Origin of the sequence: Pseudomonas sp. CFII68 (assembly GCF_000416195.1) — a bacterium.
GTDB lineage: Bacteria > Pseudomonadota > Gammaproteobacteria > Pseudomonadales > Pseudomonadaceae > Aquipseudomonas > Aquipseudomonas kilonensis.
In genome coordinates, this window is sequence record NZ_ATLN01000077.1 from 14170 (window position 1) to 30130 (window position 15961).

Genomic DNA, 15961 nt, shown 5'->3' on the forward strand with positions numbered 1-15961 from the left:
TGATTCGCAGCTTTTCAGTAGAGTCCGTACGACTAGTAAGACTATATGTTATCGGGTAAACAATGCATCCCGCAGGCTGGTAATTTCATGTTCGCTAATCGCCCATGCCTTCAAGGGCTGCGTCCCGTCGCGCCGGCAGGTTTCTGAACGCTGCCAGCGCGCGAGCCCTGGATTGGCTCAAGTCGACAATCGGTGCCGGATAATCCACGGCACCAAACAAGCCGCCTTGGGTATTTGGGCTATGGACCTGTTGCCTGTCCAGATCGTTCAGTTCAGGTAGCCAGCGTTTGATGAACAGGCCCTCACGGTCAAATTTTTCCGACTGGCTCAACGGGTTGAAGATGCGGAACCAGGGTGCCGAATCGGTGCCGGTGGACGCGCTCCACTGCCAGCCGCCATTGTTGGCGGCCAGGTCGCCGTCGATCAGATGCTGCATGAAAAAGCGTTCGCCTTCGCGCCAATCGATCAACAGGTTTTTGGTCAGGAACATGGCGACGACCATCCGCAAGCGGTTGTGCATCCAACCGGTCTCCAGCAATTGACGCATGGCTGCATCGATAATCGGCAGGCCGGTGCGCGCTTGTTTCCAGGCCTCCAGTTCTGCGGGGGCCTTGCGCCACGCCAGCGCCTCGGTTTCGGGGCGAAACGCACGATGGCGCGATACGCGTGGATAGCCCACTAGAATGTGTTTATAAAACTCGCGCCAGAGCAATTCATTGACCCAGGTCACAACACCGGCACTTCCGCTTTCGAATTCACCTTGGTTGGCTTGCAGCGCGGCGTGCAGGCACTGACGCGGCGACACCACGCCGGCCGCCAGATAGGCCGATAGCTGGCTGGTGCCGGGCTTGGCGGGAAAGTCCCGTTCGCCTTGGTAATCGTCGATGTGCTGCTCGACAAAGGTGTCCAGGCGCCGACGGGCTTCGGTTTCCCCGGCAGGCCAGAGGGCGCGTAGCGCTTCGCTGGGCGGTGCGAACCCATCGACTTGCGTCGGCACCGGGTCACGGGCAATGCCGTTGGGGGCCTGCCGGGCCGGCGTGGCGACCAGGCTCGGCAATGAAAAGTGCAGACGGCTGTAGCAGACCTTGCGGAACTGGCTGAACACTTGGAAATAGTTGCCGGTCTTGGTCAGTACGCTGCCGGGCTTGAACAGCAATTGATCGAGGTGGCTGTGAAATTCAACGCCCAGGTCATTCAGCGCGTGGGCGACTTCGGCGTCGCGTCGCGTTTCATTCAGGCCGTACTCTTCGTTGACATGCACGGCGGCGACGTTCAGTTCGCGACACAGCTTGAGCAGTACCTGCGGTGCCTGGTGCCAATGCGCAGCGGCGCGGATCAGCAGTGGGATATTCAATTCGGCCAGGGCCGCACTCAACGCGCCGAGGTTGCGCAGCCAGAAATCGATCTTGCACGGCGCGTCGTCATGGGCGCGCCATTGTTCGGGGCTGGTCAGGTACACCGCCACGCAGGGGCCTTGGGCTGCGGCCGCCGCAAGAGCGGTGTTGTCGTGCAGGCGCAAGTCGCTGCGCAGCCAGATCAGTTGCATGCTGTCTTCCATCTAAAGGAGTTCTCGGCGGCTCAGTTCGCGCTGAGCCGATAACGGGTCTTCGGCCCAGGACACGTCAATCATCGCAACGCCTGTGGATAACCTGGCCTGGTGGATCGACGCGGCGGGGCCGGCGATGATGATTGGGCAATCAATTGCGCCCAGCAGCCTGGGCAGTTGGGACAGGTTGAGGGCGTGACTGGAATACAGCAGGACGCCGCGGGCCTTGAGGCGCTCGACCGCCAGCGCCAGTTCGCCGGCCGGTAGCGGGCTGTCGAACACTTCCACCGGGCAGTCGGCGCTGCTGGCCAGCCAGGCGGTGAGCCACAAGTGCGGCTCCTGGGGCGAGTCCGAATGATTGACCAGCAACAGTGGCGCGCCGCGCAACTGACGGTTGTTGTGGTAGATCCGGCTGCCGAACTTGCTGCGCAGCCACGAGTACAGGAAGACCCGTTCCAGTTGCGCGCCGAACTGGCCTTGCCAGCGCAGGTGCAGCTCGGCCAGCAACGGCAAGAGCAACTGCTCGCACACGGTCCAGGGCGGGTACAGCGCCATCGCCTGGTTGACCAGGTCATCGATCTGGCGCTCGGCCAGTTGCGTCACCGCCAGCACCAGGGCATGGCGCTGACGCTGCCAGTCATTCTCCGGCACCTGGGAGGATTCGCTCGGTGGCTGCGGCGTGTCCAGCAACGGCTTGATCTTGCTCACCGCAACGCCACGGTCGATCCAGGTGAGGATGCTCAGGATCCGTTGCACATGCTCGGCATTGAACAGTCGGTGGCCCTTGGGCGTGCGGTGCGGCACGATCAGGCCATAACGGCGCTCCCAGGCTCGCAGCGTGACGGCGTTGACACCGGTTTGCCGGGCGACCTCGCGTATGGGCAGCCAGCCTTGCGCCAAGGCCTTGGCAAAGTCGACCCCCAGGTCTTCGCTGGCACTCGAATCGGGTTTGTTCCTCATTAAATAGCGTTTCGCAAGCTGAGGTTTTCCGGGTGTGGTTGCAGGTAGACCTGCTGCGCCAGGTAAGGATCGGGGTGCTGGCGCAAGTGATGCTTGAGCAGCGTCAGTGGCACCACCAAGGGCACGATGCCGAGGCGGTATTGCTCGATCAGATGCTGTACTTCCTGTTTGTCATCGGCGTCGATGGCGCGCTTGAGGTAACCGCTCAGGTGTTGCAGCACGTTGGTGTGGGTGCGGCGGGTGGCGCATTTCTTCAAGGCCGCCATCAATGCGCTGAAATAGCGTGGGCCCAACTCATTGGGGTCGGCCTTGCCCATGTTGCCCAGCAAGTTGCCCAGGGCCTTGTACTGCACCGGGTTGTGGGCCATCAGCAGGTATTTGTAGCGCGCGTGGAATTCGATCAGGTCGCGACGGGTCAGTCCGTCGCGGCGCAAAGGTTGCCAGGCGGCATAGGCGAACACCCGGGTCAGGAAGTTTTCGCGCAGCACCGGGTCGTTGAGGCGGCCGTCTTCCTCCACCGGCAGGTCGGGGTGGCGTTCGCAGAAGGCCTGGGCATAGATACCGCGGCCGCCGCCGTCCTGGGTCACGCCGTTGTGGTCGTAGACCTTGACCCGCTCCAGTCCGCAGGACGGCGATTTCTGCATGAAGATGTAGCCGCAGATATCATCCAGCTCCCCAGCCATCTGTTGCCCGTAGTCGGCCAGTGCCCGGGTCACGTTGAGGTCGCGATTCACCGTGCCGAGCGCCTCGGGATGTTCGGGGTTGCCCACCAGGCGAATCGGCTCCCGGGGAATACCCAGGCCGATGGCGACTTCGGGGCACACCGGCACGAAATCGAAATAATCGACGAGGGTGCGGCTGCACAACTGCGATTGCTTGTGCCCGCCGTTAAAGCGAACTTCAGCACCCATCAGGCAGGCGCTGATGGCGATTCTGGGTTTGGCGATGGCTGTGCTGGGCATGGGCGACCTCTGATTGCTAAATCTTGTACAGTTTTTCATTTCTGTACAATATTTTCATCATAGGTCCGAACGTGCACAAGTCAACCGGATTTGTGGGGCGAGGCGACGTCAATCGGTGTCGCAGGCAGGCTGCTGTCTCTTTCGACAGCAGCGAAGGGCGATGGGTGACGCGATCTACTGCAGGCTTGCATGCAGGCGGCGTGCAGCTTCCTGGCCGCTGAGCCAAGCGCCTTCGACCCGACCGGACAGGCACCAGTCGCCGCACACATACAGGCCCAGGTCGGCATCGGCCAGCGCGCCCCATTCGTGGCTGCCGGCGGGGCGGGCGTAGAGCCAACGATGGGCCATGCTGAAGCTCGGTGCAGGCATCGCACTGTGCAGCAGTTCGGCGAAGGCGCCATGCAGGTGCTCGATCACCGCTTCCTTGGACAGGTCGATGTGCTGCCGGCTCCAGTCGCTGGTGGCGTGCAGGACCCAGGTGTCGAGCTTGCTGTCGCGTCCCGGTTTGCTGCGGTTGCGCGCCAGCCAGTCCAAGGGGCTGTCCTGTACGAAGCAGCCTTCCATGGGCGTATCCAGCGGTGCTTCGAAAGCCAGCGCCACGGCCCAGGTCGGGTCCATCTTCACGCCGGCGGCCACTGCGGCCAGCTTCGGTACGGCCGCCAGCAATGCGGTGGCTTGGGGCGCGGGCGTGGCGATCACTACTTGGCCGAAGGGGCCGTGGGTGAAACCTTCCGCGTCCTGCAAATGCCAGTGCTCCTGGCCGCGGTAGACCTCGGTGATCCGGCAGGCAAACTGCACTTGCAACTTGTCGAGCAAGGCGCGGGTGATGGCGCTCATGCGCGGCGTGCCGACCCAGCGGGTCTGTTCGTCTGGCGATGGGCTCAGTTGGCCGTTCTGGAAGTTGTAGAGTTGCGGGTTCCATTCCGCCGCCCAGCCGTTGGCTTGCCAGCGCTGGACTTCCGTGACAAAGCGGCGATCGCGGGCGGTGAAGTATTGCGCGCCCATGTCCAATGCGCCGGCGTCGCTGCGCTTGCTCGACATGCGTCCGCCGCTGCCGTGGCTTTTATCGAAGAGTTGAACGATGTGCCCGGCCTCCGTCAGGGCCTGGGCGGCTGAAAGTCCGGCGATGCCGGTGCCGATGATTGCGATAGGTACAGTCATGAGGGCCTCGTTTACCTTTCTGTACAGACTACGCCGTCGTTTAAACCTGTACAATTCGGGTTTTTGGTATAAGTTTTACCGTTCGCGTTTGGGCAGGTTGTCCTATTGTTAAACACAGACCCTGTCCGATACGAAAAATCCCTGCTTATAAAAATAGACTAATGGGCCGGGTAAAACGCGATGCGAGGAACATCTCATGCACATATTGCTGACCGGCGGTACTGGTTTGATCGGACGTCAGCTCTGCCGCCTCTGGTTGGGGCAGGGACATCGCTTGACGGTATGGAGTCGTCGACCCGAAGAGGTGACGAAAATCTGTGGCGCAGATGTGCGAGGCGTTGCCAAGCTTGATGAAATTGTCGAGCCGGTGGACGCGGTGGTCAACCTCGCGGGAGCGCCGATTGCCGATCGGCCCTGGAGCCACAAGCGCAAGATGTTGTTGTGGAGCAGTCGCATCACGTTGACGGAAGTTCTGCTGGCGTGGCTGGAGCGTTGCGAGCAGAAACCGCAGGTATTGATTTCCGGTTCCGCGGTGGGCTGGTATGGCGACGGTGGTGAGCGTGAGTTGACCGAGGAATCGGGGCCGGTGAGCGAAGATTTCGCCAGCCAGTTGTGCATTGCCTGGGAAGAAACCGCACAACGGGCCGAGGCGTTGGGCATACGCGTGGTGCTGGTTCGTACCGGCCTGGTCCTGTCTGCCGAGGGCGGCTTTTTGTCGCGGCTGCTGTTGCCATTCAAACTGGCGCTGGGCGGGCGTATCGGCAATGGTCGGCAGTGGATGCCGTGGATTCATATTGACGATCAAATCGCCCTGATTGATTTTCTTCTGCACCGCTTTGAGGTCAGCGGTCCTTATAATGCGTGCGCTCCGAACCCGGTACGCAACCGCGATTTTGCCAAGGCCCTGGGGCATGTATTGCATCGGCCAGCCGTGGTGCCGATGCCGGAACTTGCGTTGAAAGTCGCGCTGGGGGAATTGTCCTTGCTGTTGCTCGGCGGCCAGCGCGCCACGCCGGCCCGATTGCAGGCGGCGGGTTTCACATTCCGCTTCACTGATTTGCCTGCGGCCCTGGAAGACTTGTCCAGCCGCCTTTGAAATAGGACGTTGCATGACCGATCACGCGTTGCTTCTGGTGAATCTGGGTTCGCCTGCCTCCACTTCGGTGGCCGATGTGCGCCGCTACCTCAATCAATTCCTGATGGACCCGTATGTCATCGACCTGCCATGGCCGGTGCGGCGCTTGCTGGTGTCGCTGATCCTGATCAAGCGTCCTGAGCAGTCGGCCCATGCCTATGCCTCGATCTGGTGGGAGGAAGGGTCGCCGCTGGTGGTGCTCAGCCGTCGGTTGCAACAGGCCATGACCGCACAGTGGACCCAGGGCCCAGTGGAACTGGCGATGCGTTATGGCGAGCCGTCCATTGAATCGGCGCTGGTGCGGCTGGCGAGCCAGGGGCACAAGAAGATCACGTTGGCGCCGTTGTACCCGCAGTTCGCCGACAGCACCGTGACCACGGTGATCGAGGAGGCCAAGCGGGTCGCGCGGGAAAAGAAACTCGATGTGCAGTTCTCGATTCTCCAGCCGTTCTACGATCAGCCCGAATACCTCGACGCCCTGGTGGCCAGCGCCAAGCCGTACCTGATGCAGGAGCACGATCATCTGTTGTTGAGTTTCCACGGCTTGCCGGAGCGACACCTGACCAAGCTCGACCCCACGGGGTTTCATTGCTTCAAGGATGCCGACTGCTGCAAGAACGCGCCGCCGGAGGTCATGGCGACCTGTTACCGCGCGCAATGCATTCGCACTGCCGAGCTGTTCGCCCAACGCATGGGGCTCAAGGCTGGCCAGTGGTCGGTGTCGTTCCAGTCGCGATTGGGCCGGGCCAAATGGATCGAACCCTATACCGAAGCGCGCCTGGAGGAACTGGCCAAAAGCGGCGTGAAGAAAGTCTTGGTGATGTGCCCGGCGTTCGTGGCCGACTGCATTGAAACCCTGGAGGAAATCGGCGATCGCGGCCGCGAGCAGTTCCGTGCGGCAGGGGGGGAGGAGTTGGTGTTGGTGCCTTGCCTTAATGATGAGGCGCAGTGGGCGCAGGCGTTGAGTACCCTCTGCGAACGGGCGCCGATAGCTCTGTAAACCTCGAAAAGCATCGCGGGCAAGCCTTGCTCCCACAGATTTTGTCTTGACCACTCAAGCATGGTCCACTCAAGACCTGTGGGAGCAAGGCTTGCCCGCGATGACGGCAGTGCGGGCGATGAAAGTTCTGCGTTTTACTGGAACGGCTCATCCGCCTGCTTCTGCTTCCAGCTGTCATTGCCCGGCAGCAGCAGGTTCAGCGCGATCGCCACCACCGCGCACAGCGCGATGCCTTTGAGGCCGAAGTCGTCCGGCCCAGTGCCGGTGCCCACCAGCACACCGCCGATGCCGAACACCAACGTCACCGAAACGATCACCAGGTTGCGTGCCTCGCCCAGGTCGATCTTGTGGCGGATCAAGGTGTTCATGCCCACTGCCGCAATCGAACCGAACAGCAGGCACAGGATCCCGCCCATCACCGGCACCGGGATGCTTTGCAGCAGCGCGCCGAACTTGCCGATGAATGCCAGGCTGATGGCAAAGATCGCCGCCCAGGTCATGATCTTCGGGTTGTAGTTTTTGGTCAGCATCACCGCGCCGGTCACTTCGGCGTAGGTGGTGTTGGGTGGGCCGCCGAACAGGCCGGCGGCGGTGGTGGCAATGCCGTCACCGAGCAGTGTGCGGTGCAGGCCGGGTTTTTTCAGGTAGTCGCGACCGGTCACGCTGCCCACGGCAATCACGCCGCCGATGTGCTCGATGGCCGGTGCCAGGGCGACCGGCACGATGAACAGGATTGCCTGCCAGTTGAACTCCGGCGCGGTGAAGGCCGGCAGTGCGAACCACGGCGCGGCGGCGATTTTCGCGGTGTCCACGACGCCGAAGAAAAACGCCATGGCAAAGCCCACCAACACGCCGGAAATGATTGGCACCAGGCGGAAAATGCCTTTGCCGAACACCGCCACGATCAGGGTGGTGAGCAGGGCCGGCATCGAAATCAGCATCGCGGTTTGATAATGAATCAGCTCGGTACCGTCGCCGGCCTTGCCCATCGCCATGTTGGCGGCAATCGGCGCCATGGCCAGGCCGATGGAAATGATCACCGGACCAATCACCACCGGCGGCAGCAGCCGGTCGATGAACCCGGTGCCCTTGATCTTCACCGCCAGGCCCAGAAAGGTGTAGACGAAACCTGCCGCCATCACGCCGCCCATGGTCGCGGCCAGGCCGAACTGGCCCTTGGCGAGGATGATCGGGGTGATGAAGGCAAAGCTCGAGGCCAGGAACACCGGCACCTGGCGCCCGGTGACGATTTGGAACAGGAGCGTTCCCAGGCCGGCCGTGAACAGCGCCACGTTAGGGTCCAGCCCGGTGATCAGCGGCATCAGTACCAGCGCACCGAAGGCGACGAACAGCATCTGCGCGCCAGACAGCACCTGGCGCCAGAGCGGATCGTTGAACTCATCCTGCATGCTCAAGCGTCCTTCTGCTTGGTGCCGAAGATTTTGTCGCCGGCATCGCCCAGGCCCGGGATGATATAGCCGTGTTCGTTGAGTTTCTGATCGATGGACGCGGTGTAGATGGTCACATCCGGGTGGGCATCGTGCACGGCCTTGATGCCTTCGGGGGCCGCGACCAGCACCATGGCGCGGATGTCCCGGCAACCGGCCTTTTTCAACAGGTCGATGGTGGCGACCATGGAGCTGCCGGTGGCGAGCATCGGGTCGATGATCATCGCCAGGCGCTCGTCGATTTCCGGCACCAGTTTTTCCAGGTAGGTGTGCGCCTGCAGGGTCTGCTCGTTGCGAGCTACGCCCACAGCGCTGACCTTGGCCCCCGGGATCAGGCTCAGTACGCCTTCGAGCATGCCGATGCCGGCGCGCAGGATCGGCACCACGGTGATCTTCTTGCCGGCGATTTTCTCGACCTGGACCGTACCGGCCCAGCCGTCGATTTCATAAGACTCCAGCGGCAGGTCCTTGGTGGCCTCGTAGGTGAGCAGGGCACCGACTTCCTGGGCGAGTTCACGGAAGTTCTTCGTGCTGATGTCAGCGCGGCGCATCAGGCCGAGTTTGTGTCTGATCAGCGGATGGCGGATCTCGAGGATGGGCATGGGGAAGGCTCCGACGGCGGGCAAAAAAACCGGTTTAGATTAATCTATCCGAGGGTGTTGTCCTATAGACAATACGGAACGTTAGTCCACAAACGCTTGATCTGGCCGGGCGGGGTGCGTACCTTTGCCGGTTTTTCCGATCCGCTACCCCTGGAGAGCGACATGTCCGCTGATCTCGAGCATATCCGTCAAATCATGCGAGAGGCTGACTGCCTGTACACCGAAGCCGAAGTCGAAGCGGCCATCGCCCGTGTCGGTGCGCAAATCAACGACCAACTGGCCGAGGCCAACCCGGTGGTGTTCTGCGTCATGAACGGCGGGCTGATTTTCTCCGGCAAGCTGCTGACCTACCTGAACTTCCCCCTCGAAGCGTCCTACTTGCACGCGACGCGTTATCGCAACGAAACCAGCGGCGGCGACCTGTTCTGGAAAGCCAAGCCGGAAGTCTCGTTCATCGACCGCGACGTGCTGATCATCGACGACATCCTCGACGAAGGTCACACCCTGGGCGCGATCATCGACTTCTGCAAACACGCCGGTGCCCGCGCCGTGCACACCGCCGTGCTGATCGACAAGGACCACGACCGCAAGGCCCGTCCTGACTTGAAAGCCGATTTCGTCGGCCTGCCGTGCATCGACCGCTATATCTTCGGCTACGGCATGGACTACAAAGGTTACTGGCGCAACGCCAATGGCATTTTCGCCGTCAAGGGCATGTAATCGATGACTCGGCCAAGCTTTCTGGATCATGCACTGTTCGATGACTTGGCCGAAAAAGCTGCGGCCAGTCCTCGTGGGCGGCAGCACCATAACTTTCATGAGATGGATGAGCCGTGCCACCGCATGGCGGTGGGTCTGCAGCCTTCGACCTACATCCCGCCGCACCGCCACCTGAGCGCCGACAAGGCGGAAACCTTGCTGGTGCTCAAGGGCCGGTTGGGGGTATTGATCTTCGATGAAGCCGGCGCGGTGGTGGACAAGCGCATCCTGCAGGCTGGTGGTGATTGCCTCGGCGTTGACCTGCCGGCCGGTGTGTATCACGGATTGGTGGTGCTGGAAGCCGACAGCCTGATGTTCGAATGCAAGGCCGGCCCCTACCGGCCCGTGGGCGAGGGCGAACTGGCCCACTGGGCGCCCCGTGAAGGCGAGGCCGGCGTGGCGCAATACCATGCCTGGATGCGCGCCCAGTTCGACTGACCCCTTGCTCCCGCTGAGCCTGCAGTAGCTGTGTAGGAGCTGTGTAGGAGCTGTCGAGTGAAACGAGGCTGCGATCTTTCCCCAGCCACTTGAGTCTCAAGCGAAAGATCAAAAGATCGCAGGCTTCGCCAGCTCCTACAGAGCCCAGCGGGAGCAATCTCTGGCCGCAGATCAGGTAAGGCTGGAATGGGCGGTGCTATTGGCAGCCAGCCATTGCTCGCTCTTGATCCGCGCCTGCTCCAGGGTCTGCACATACGCCAATTGCCGCTGCTCGCGATGAATGCCGGCGCGGCGCAGTTTCAGGCGCACCCTTGGCGCCGTCGCGACCAGGATCAGGCCGATGCCCTGCTTGCGGTAATCCTTCAGGATGTTTTCGAACGCGGCCAGCGCGGTCATGTCCAGCATGGGCACGGCGCTCATTTCCACGACCACCACCCGGACCCCCGGATCGAACTTGCGCAGCACATCCAGGGCTTTTTCCGCCGCGCCGAAGAACAGCGGTCCGCGAATCCCGTAGCAGCGCACATGCTCGGGCATGTCCAGCAGGGCCTGGTGGAAGTGGCGGGGCAGTTCGGCGCTGTCGGTCAGTTCGCTCATGCGCTTGATGAACAGCCCGGCGGCCAGCAGCAGACCGACGGCGACGGCCATGACCATGTCGAACAGGACGGTCAGGCTAAGGCAGGTCAGCAGCACCAGTACGTCGCTGCGCGGGGCGATGCGCAAGGTATGCAACACGTGTCCGGCTTCGCTCATGTTCCAGGCCACTATCACCAGTAGCGCCGCCAGGGCAGCCATGGGCAGGTAGCTGAACAATGGCGCCAGCAGCACCATCGCCAGCAGCACCACAAGGCTGTGAATGATCGCGGCCAGCGGTGAAGAGGCGCCGCTGCGCACATTGGTCGCACTGCGGGCAATGGCCGCCGTGGCGGTGATGCCGCCGAACAGCGGCGCCACGAGGTTACCCAGGCCTTGGCCGATCAGCTCGGCATTGGGGTCGTGCTTGCTGCCGGTCATGCCATCCGCCACCACGGCGCACAACAGCGATTCGATGGCGCCAAGCATGGCAATGGCGAAGGCCGGGCCCAGCAGTTGGCGGATCAGGTCATAGGAAAGCGTCAAGGCATGACCCTGGCCATCTGGCAGGTTCCATGGCCACTCGAAGCTCGGTAAAAACGGCGGGATACCGGGGTGGCTGATGCCATCGACCACGTAGCTGAAACGCTCACCCAATGTCGCCACCGGCCAACCGCCGCGCTCCAGCGCCAGTCCCAATAGCGCCCCGACCAGCAAGGCAACCAAATGCCCGGGAACCCGCGGTACCCAGCGTGGCCAGGCAATCAGTACTGCCAGGCACGTGACGCCGATGATGCCATCGCCGAGTCGGGCACTGGGCAGTGCCACGATCAGTTCGCCCAACTGTTCGATGTAGTGCTTGGCTTGCCCGACGGTGGTCAGCCCCAGCAGATCCCTGAGTTGCAAGGTGGCGATGACCACGCCGATCCCGGCGGTAAAGCCGAGGATCACCGGGTAGGGGATGTATTGGATCAGCCGTCCGGCGCGCATCAACCCCAGGGTGATGAGAATCAGGCCGGCGAGCATGGTGCATAACAACAGGCCGCCGAGGCCATATTGTTGGGTGATGGGCAGCAGGATCACCACGAACGCCGCCGTCGGCCCGCTGACGTTGAAGCGCGAGCCGCCGGTGAGGGCGATCAAGGGCGCGGCCACCAACACCGTGTACAAGCCATGTTGCGGCGGGACACCAACGGCAATCGCCAGGGCCATGGCCAGAGGGATGGCGATGATGCCGACGGTCAGCCCGGCCACCAGGTCGCCACGCAGGCGCTCAAGGGTGTAACCGGCGCGCCAGGTTTGGCGCCAGGCGGCAAACAACGGTGGGGCGGAGAAAGACATGGGCACTCCACTAAGTGAACGGGGCAAACACCGAACTCCCGGCAAACACCCAACCTGTGGCGGGTGTCAGGGCTGATGGCTCTTTGAGGTTGGGGTGATCTATCTGACTCACCGAGTATCCGGTTTGGGGCTGCTTCGCAGCCCAGCGGGGATAAATCCCCTCGCCACAAAAAGCATTCTGTGGCGGGTGTCAGGGCTGATGGCTCTTTGAGTATGCCGTGCTCGTTGCGCGGATGTATTGATCTGGATCGTTATTTTTACCGCTCAGGCTCATGCTAGAGTGCCCGGCCAAGACCCCGGAGCTTGTCATGCGTGTATTGATCCGCTGCGCCACTTTGCTGTTGATCTCCAGCCTGCCCTTGGCGGCCTTGGCTGCGCCGATGCACAGTCAATTCCTGCCGCCTGATGACCTGGTGGTGCGCCAGGAACAGCCTGAACAGCAGCAGTTGCTGCAAGTGACCGAGTATTCGGTGGTACTGGGTAACCAGCGTCAGTCCAACCAGCAACCGATTCCGGTCACTTCGCCCTTGCTGGTCCGCCTCAAGGGCAAGCCGATGAACAAGGGCGCGACCCTCAGCCAGGTGATCCTCAACTTCGACGGCGAAAGCAAAAGCCTGAAGAAACCGGTTTTCGACGAGGCGAGCAAGACCCTGACGCTGTCTTATCCACAGGCCCAGTACCGGGTGGTCATCGATCTGCTGCGCAACAACACGGTCTATGTGCAGTTTCTTACTTACGCCAACGGCCATATCTGGGCCGACCTGCACACCGGTGCCGAACGCCCGCGTTGAGCCCCGAGGCCTGCCGGGGGTAAACTGCCCGCCCCGTGAACTGTGCGAGCTGGAGCCGGCAATGCGTAAAGACAAGAAACAAGTGATTGGCGACGAGATTGGCGATGAACAGATCAAGCTGTTCCTCAATTTCGAACCGGTCGATGCCACGTCGCCGTCGCTGCACAAACTGATCAAGGCCTACCGCGGCCTGCGGGTCGATGACTTTGAACGCTTCCTGACGTTCTTCGTCGAGGCCGGCCATGACCTCAACGGCAAGGATGAGCACGGCAATGATTTCGTTGCGCTGATCAAGGACCAGCGTAATGCCGAGGAATATATTGAGTTGATCAAAAAAGCCCGCGGCTGAATTAACGTCCATCAACGCTCTTCGGAGCGTTGAGTATTCCGCTTGAACGCAACTAATTTTTTCTTTTGCACATCGCTCTGAAAGGTTATGTCACCATTCGGGCTGTTCTGTTTTATTTGAAATTCCATTACTTTGCGTCGAAGCCAATTGGCTTTGACGTTATTGTTTAAATGGAGCTGTACTCATCATGGAAGTTAAAAATAAATGTATCGCTGGGGTGTTATTGCCTTTGGCAGCGTGCCTGGCAAGTTCAGTGTCCTATGCGCGGGATGACATTCTCAATGTCGAGATATACAACGCAACAGCAACCGACATTGTTCCCGGTAGCGGCTTTAGCTGGACTGAATATTGGGCCAGTTCGGGCCACAATTTTTGGATAAGCCCCGGTGAAAGCCAGGAGCTAACGTACTATCTGCCCCAATCGCGCGCCGAGCGGGAGGCCTTCAGCTACACGCAAGACAGCCGCACCTGTCATTTCAGCTTTGGGCATGTCGCAAGAACACCGATCAGTGAGGGGGCGATGCCTTATCGTCGCTGGGTCAAAGCGGAGCCGACGGATTATTGTGTCGCTCAATTGATTGATGTTGAAGATCATGACGGCTATGTTCGTAACGGTGGAACACGCGTCAAGTTCACCATGAAGTAACACCGCAGGAAAATAAAAAGCCCCCCGTCTGCACGGGAGGCTTTTTATATTGACTGCAAGCGTCAGGCGTAACTTTGCGCCTTGCTGTCTTCAACCAACTCCAACGCAACGTTGTTCTGCGCGTTGATCTTGCGATACAGCGCCGCGTCGGTTTCCAGCACTTTTTCCCGGGCCGGGAAGATTTCTGCGAGCTTGGTAGCCCACTCGCCCTTGGCTTTGTCCGGGAAGCAGCGCTCGATCAGTTCCAGCATGATCGACACGGTCACCGAAGCACCCGGCGATGCGCCGAGCAGGGCGGCGAGGCTGCCGTCCTTGGCCGCCACCAGTTCGGTGCCGAACTGCAGGACGCCACCTTTCTTCGGGTCTTTCTTGATGATCTGCACCCGTTGACCGGCCACTTCCAGGCGCCAGTCCTCGGCTTTCGCCTCGGGGTAGAAGCGACGCAGGGATTCCAGGCGCTGTTCCATGGACTGCATCACTTCGCTGATCAGGTACTTGGTCAGGTCCATGTTGTCCCGGGCCACGGCCAGCATAGGGCCGATGTTGCCGGCACGTACCGACAGCGGCAGGTCCATGATCGAGCCGTGCTTGAGGAACTTGGTGGTGAAACCGGCGTACGGCCCGAACAGCAGGGATTTCTTGCCATCGACCACGCGGGTGTCCAGGTGCGGCACCGACATCGGCGGTGAGCCCACGGCGGCCTGGCTGTAGACCTTGGCCTGGTGGTGCTTGACCACTTCCGGGTTGTCGCAACGCAGCCACTGACCGCTGACCGGGAAGCCGCCGAAGCCCTTGCTTTCCTCGATGCCCGAGGCCTGCAGCAGCGGCAACGCCGCACCGCCGGCACCGAGGAACACGAACTTGGCGTCGACATCGCGGCTGCTGCCGGAATTGACGTCCTTGATGCTCACGGTCCAGCCACTGCCGTTACGCTTGAGGCCGGTGACGCGCTTGCAGTATTTGACCTGGGTGTCCGGGGCGCTGGTCAGGTGCTTGAGCAACTGGTTGGTCAGGGCCCCGAAGTTGACGTCGGTACCGTTCATGACGCGGGTGGCGGCGATGACTTCGTCGTCAGGCCGGCCAGGCATCATCAGCGGCATCCACTCGGCCATCCGGGCCTTGTCCTCGGTGTATTCCATGTCGGCAAAGGCGTGATGCTGGTGCATCAGCTCGAAGCGCTTCTTCAGGAACGACACGCCTTTCTCGCCTTGCACGAAGCTCAGGTGTGGCACCGGGGCGATGAAGGACTTGGAGGAGCCGAACGTGCTTTTTTTGGTCAGGTACGTCCAGAACTGCTTCGACACCTCGAACTGGGTGTTGATGTGCACGGCTTTCTTGATGTCGACATTGCCGTCGGCCGCCTGGGGCGTGTAATTGAGCTCACACAGCCCGGCGTGGCCGGTACCGGCGTTGTTCCAAGGGTTGGAACTCTCCGCGGCACCGGAATCCATCAGCTCGACGACTTCCAGCGAGATCGCGGGGTCGAGCTCCTTGAGCAGTACGGCCAGGGTGGCACTCATGATGCCGGCCCCTACCAGAACTACATCAACTGCTTCGTTATGCGCCATTTAACGCGTCTCCAAAATCTGCAGCACCAAATTGTCGGCATAGCGGCCATGAGTGGCGGGGCAGGTCAGTTGCGCCCCAGTTATCCATGGCCAGGATCGCCATGTCCGAATCTTCGCAATTTTTCGCACCTACTGCGGATGCATGCAGCCTGGCCTCAAGAGTCACATGAACTCATTTAAGCGCCGGGCAGGCAATTCGACTTATGGCCGAGACATCCGTTCGTGCAACCAAATCCGTAGCGGACAGGCTTCAGGCGCCGGTTCTTGAGCGATATCCGGTCCTGTGTCGTTGGGCTGTTTCAGACGCTAATGGTGCTTGTTCAGACGCAAAACTCTTCATTTGCTCGCCACACTCTCGTGAAGTTGTGAAAACCCGTTTTTTCACGCTCTTTTGAAGACGTGAACCTCAAAAAAGGGCTGTCCCAGCCTGGCACTGCGCCCGGTTTGGTTGCCCCCATGTAGTACATGACAGGCAAAACGGGCAGACAGCTCAGTGACCGAGCGTAATGACAGCTCTGCAGATTCGCGAAAAGTGGTGTTTTGCCTGGAGGAACAGCAAGCACGCCAGCTTCACTCGATCTGTGTGGGCGGCTCTCTGTGGGCGTTGCGGGGTGCCAATACCAGCGCATCAGCGGTGTTGCGAGGCCCGATCAGGAGACGTCCTTATAATCGGGGGGAGATT

The 15961-nt window shown here is 61.1% G+C and carries 15 protein-coding genes; 7 read left to right on the top strand and 8 right to left on the bottom strand.

Annotated features, from left to right (window positions below; all coding sequences use genetic code 11):
- Positions 1-94: 94 nt before the first annotated feature.
- From phrB to CFII68_RS14950, 4 genes are all read right to left on the bottom strand, one after another.
- Complete coding sequence (gene phrB, locus CFII68_RS14965; RefSeq protein ID WP_033062618.1) at positions 95-1546, bottom strand: deoxyribodipyrimidine photo-lyase; 1452 nt, start codon at positions 1544-1546, stop codon at positions 95-97.
- A 12-nt stretch (positions 1547-1558) separates the two neighbouring features.
- Positions 1559-2506: a MerR family transcriptional regulator gene (locus tag CFII68_RS14960; protein WP_018606476.1), complete on the bottom strand. Its 948-nt coding sequence runs from the start codon at positions 2504-2506 to the stop codon at positions 1559-1561.
- Positions 2506-3468: a DUF523 and DUF1722 domain-containing protein gene (locus CFII68_RS14955; protein WP_018606477.1), complete on the bottom strand. Its 963-nt coding sequence runs from the start codon at positions 3466-3468 to the stop codon at positions 2506-2508. Before CFII68_RS14955 ends, CFII68_RS14960 begins: the two co-directional genes overlap by 1 nt.
- 174 nt (positions 3469-3642) lie before the next feature.
- Entirely contained in the window at positions 3643-4629 is a 987-nt protein-coding gene (locus CFII68_RS14950; RefSeq protein WP_018606479.1) for an NAD(P)/FAD-dependent oxidoreductase, read from the bottom strand.
- 196 nt (positions 4630-4825) lie between these two features.
- Between CFII68_RS14950 and CFII68_RS14945 the strand changes: the two genes are divergently transcribed.
- Together CFII68_RS14945 and hemH are read left to right on the top strand one after the other, a co-directional pair.
- Positions 4826-5725, top strand: coding sequence for a TIGR01777 family oxidoreductase (locus tag CFII68_RS14945; protein WP_018606481.1), 900 nt, complete (start codon positions 4826-4828; stop codon positions 5723-5725).
- A gap of 13 nt (positions 5726-5738) precedes the next feature.
- Positions 5739-6764 (top strand): ferrochelatase, encoded by a 1026-nt coding sequence (gene hemH, locus CFII68_RS14940; RefSeq protein ID WP_018606482.1) that lies wholly within the window; start codon positions 5739-5741, stop codon positions 6762-6764.
- A 134-nt stretch (positions 6765-6898) separates the two neighbouring features.
- Here hemH and CFII68_RS14935 read toward each other — a convergent pair whose 3' ends face one another.
- Both CFII68_RS14935 and upp read right to left on the bottom strand, forming a co-directional pair.
- The gene (locus tag CFII68_RS14935) at positions 6899-8173 is read right to left on the bottom strand and encodes a uracil-xanthine permease family protein (RefSeq protein WP_018606484.1); all 1275 of its coding nucleotides are present in this window, start codon (positions 8171-8173) and stop codon (positions 6899-6901) included.
- 2 nt (positions 8174-8175) lie between these two features.
- The gene (upp, locus tag CFII68_RS14930; RefSeq protein WP_018606486.1) at positions 8176-8814 is read right to left on the bottom strand and encodes a uracil phosphoribosyltransferase; all 639 of its coding nucleotides are present in this window, start codon (positions 8812-8814) and stop codon (positions 8176-8178) included.
- Positions 8815-8976: 162 nt separating this feature from the next.
- Here upp and CFII68_RS14925 point away from each other — a divergent pair, with 162 nt between their 5' ends.
- Positions 8977-9534: a hypoxanthine-guanine phosphoribosyltransferase gene (locus CFII68_RS14925; protein WP_018606488.1), complete on the top strand. Its 558-nt coding sequence runs from the start codon at positions 8977-8979 to the stop codon at positions 9532-9534.
- 3 nt (positions 9535-9537) lie between these two features.
- Positions 9538-10011, top strand: coding sequence for a WbuC family cupin fold metalloprotein (locus CFII68_RS14920; protein ID WP_018606490.1), 474 nt, complete (start codon positions 9538-9540; stop codon positions 10009-10011).
- Positions 10012-10182: 171 nt separating this feature from the next.
- Here the strand turns inward: CFII68_RS14920 and dauA are convergent, their stop codons facing one another.
- Complete coding sequence (gene dauA, locus CFII68_RS14915; protein WP_018606491.1) at positions 10183-11925, bottom strand: C4-dicarboxylic acid transporter DauA; 1743 nt, start codon at positions 11923-11925, stop codon at positions 10183-10185.
- Between the two features lie 308 nt (positions 11926-12233).
- On the opposite strand from dauA, the gene CFII68_RS14910 reads away from it, so the two are divergent.
- The 3 genes from CFII68_RS14910 to CFII68_RS14900 all read left to right on the top strand — a co-directional run bounded on the left by CFII68_RS14910 (position 12234) and on the right by CFII68_RS14900 (position 13711).
- The gene (locus tag CFII68_RS14910; RefSeq protein ID WP_018606492.1) at positions 12234-12716 is read left to right on the top strand and encodes a hypothetical protein; all 483 of its coding nucleotides are present in this window, start codon (positions 12234-12236) and stop codon (positions 12714-12716) included.
- A 61-nt stretch (positions 12717-12777) separates the two neighbouring features.
- On the top strand, positions 12778-13065 hold the full coding sequence (locus CFII68_RS14905) for a PA4642 family protein (protein WP_018606494.1): 288 nt from the start codon (positions 12778-12780) through the stop codon (positions 13063-13065).
- A 187-nt stretch (positions 13066-13252) separates the two neighbouring features.
- Positions 13253-13711 carry a hypothetical protein gene (locus tag CFII68_RS14900; RefSeq protein ID WP_018606496.1) on the top strand — a complete coding sequence of 153 codons (459 nt, stop codon included), beginning with the start codon at positions 13253-13255 and terminating at the stop codon, positions 13709-13711.
- 62 nt (positions 13712-13773) lie between these two features.
- On the opposite strand, the gene mqo is transcribed toward CFII68_RS14900, so the two are convergent.
- Positions 13774-15279 (bottom strand): malate dehydrogenase (quinone), encoded by a 1506-nt coding sequence (gene mqo, locus CFII68_RS14895; RefSeq protein ID WP_018606499.1) that lies wholly within the window; start codon positions 15277-15279, stop codon positions 13774-13776.
- Positions 15280-15961: the final 682 nt, after the last annotated feature.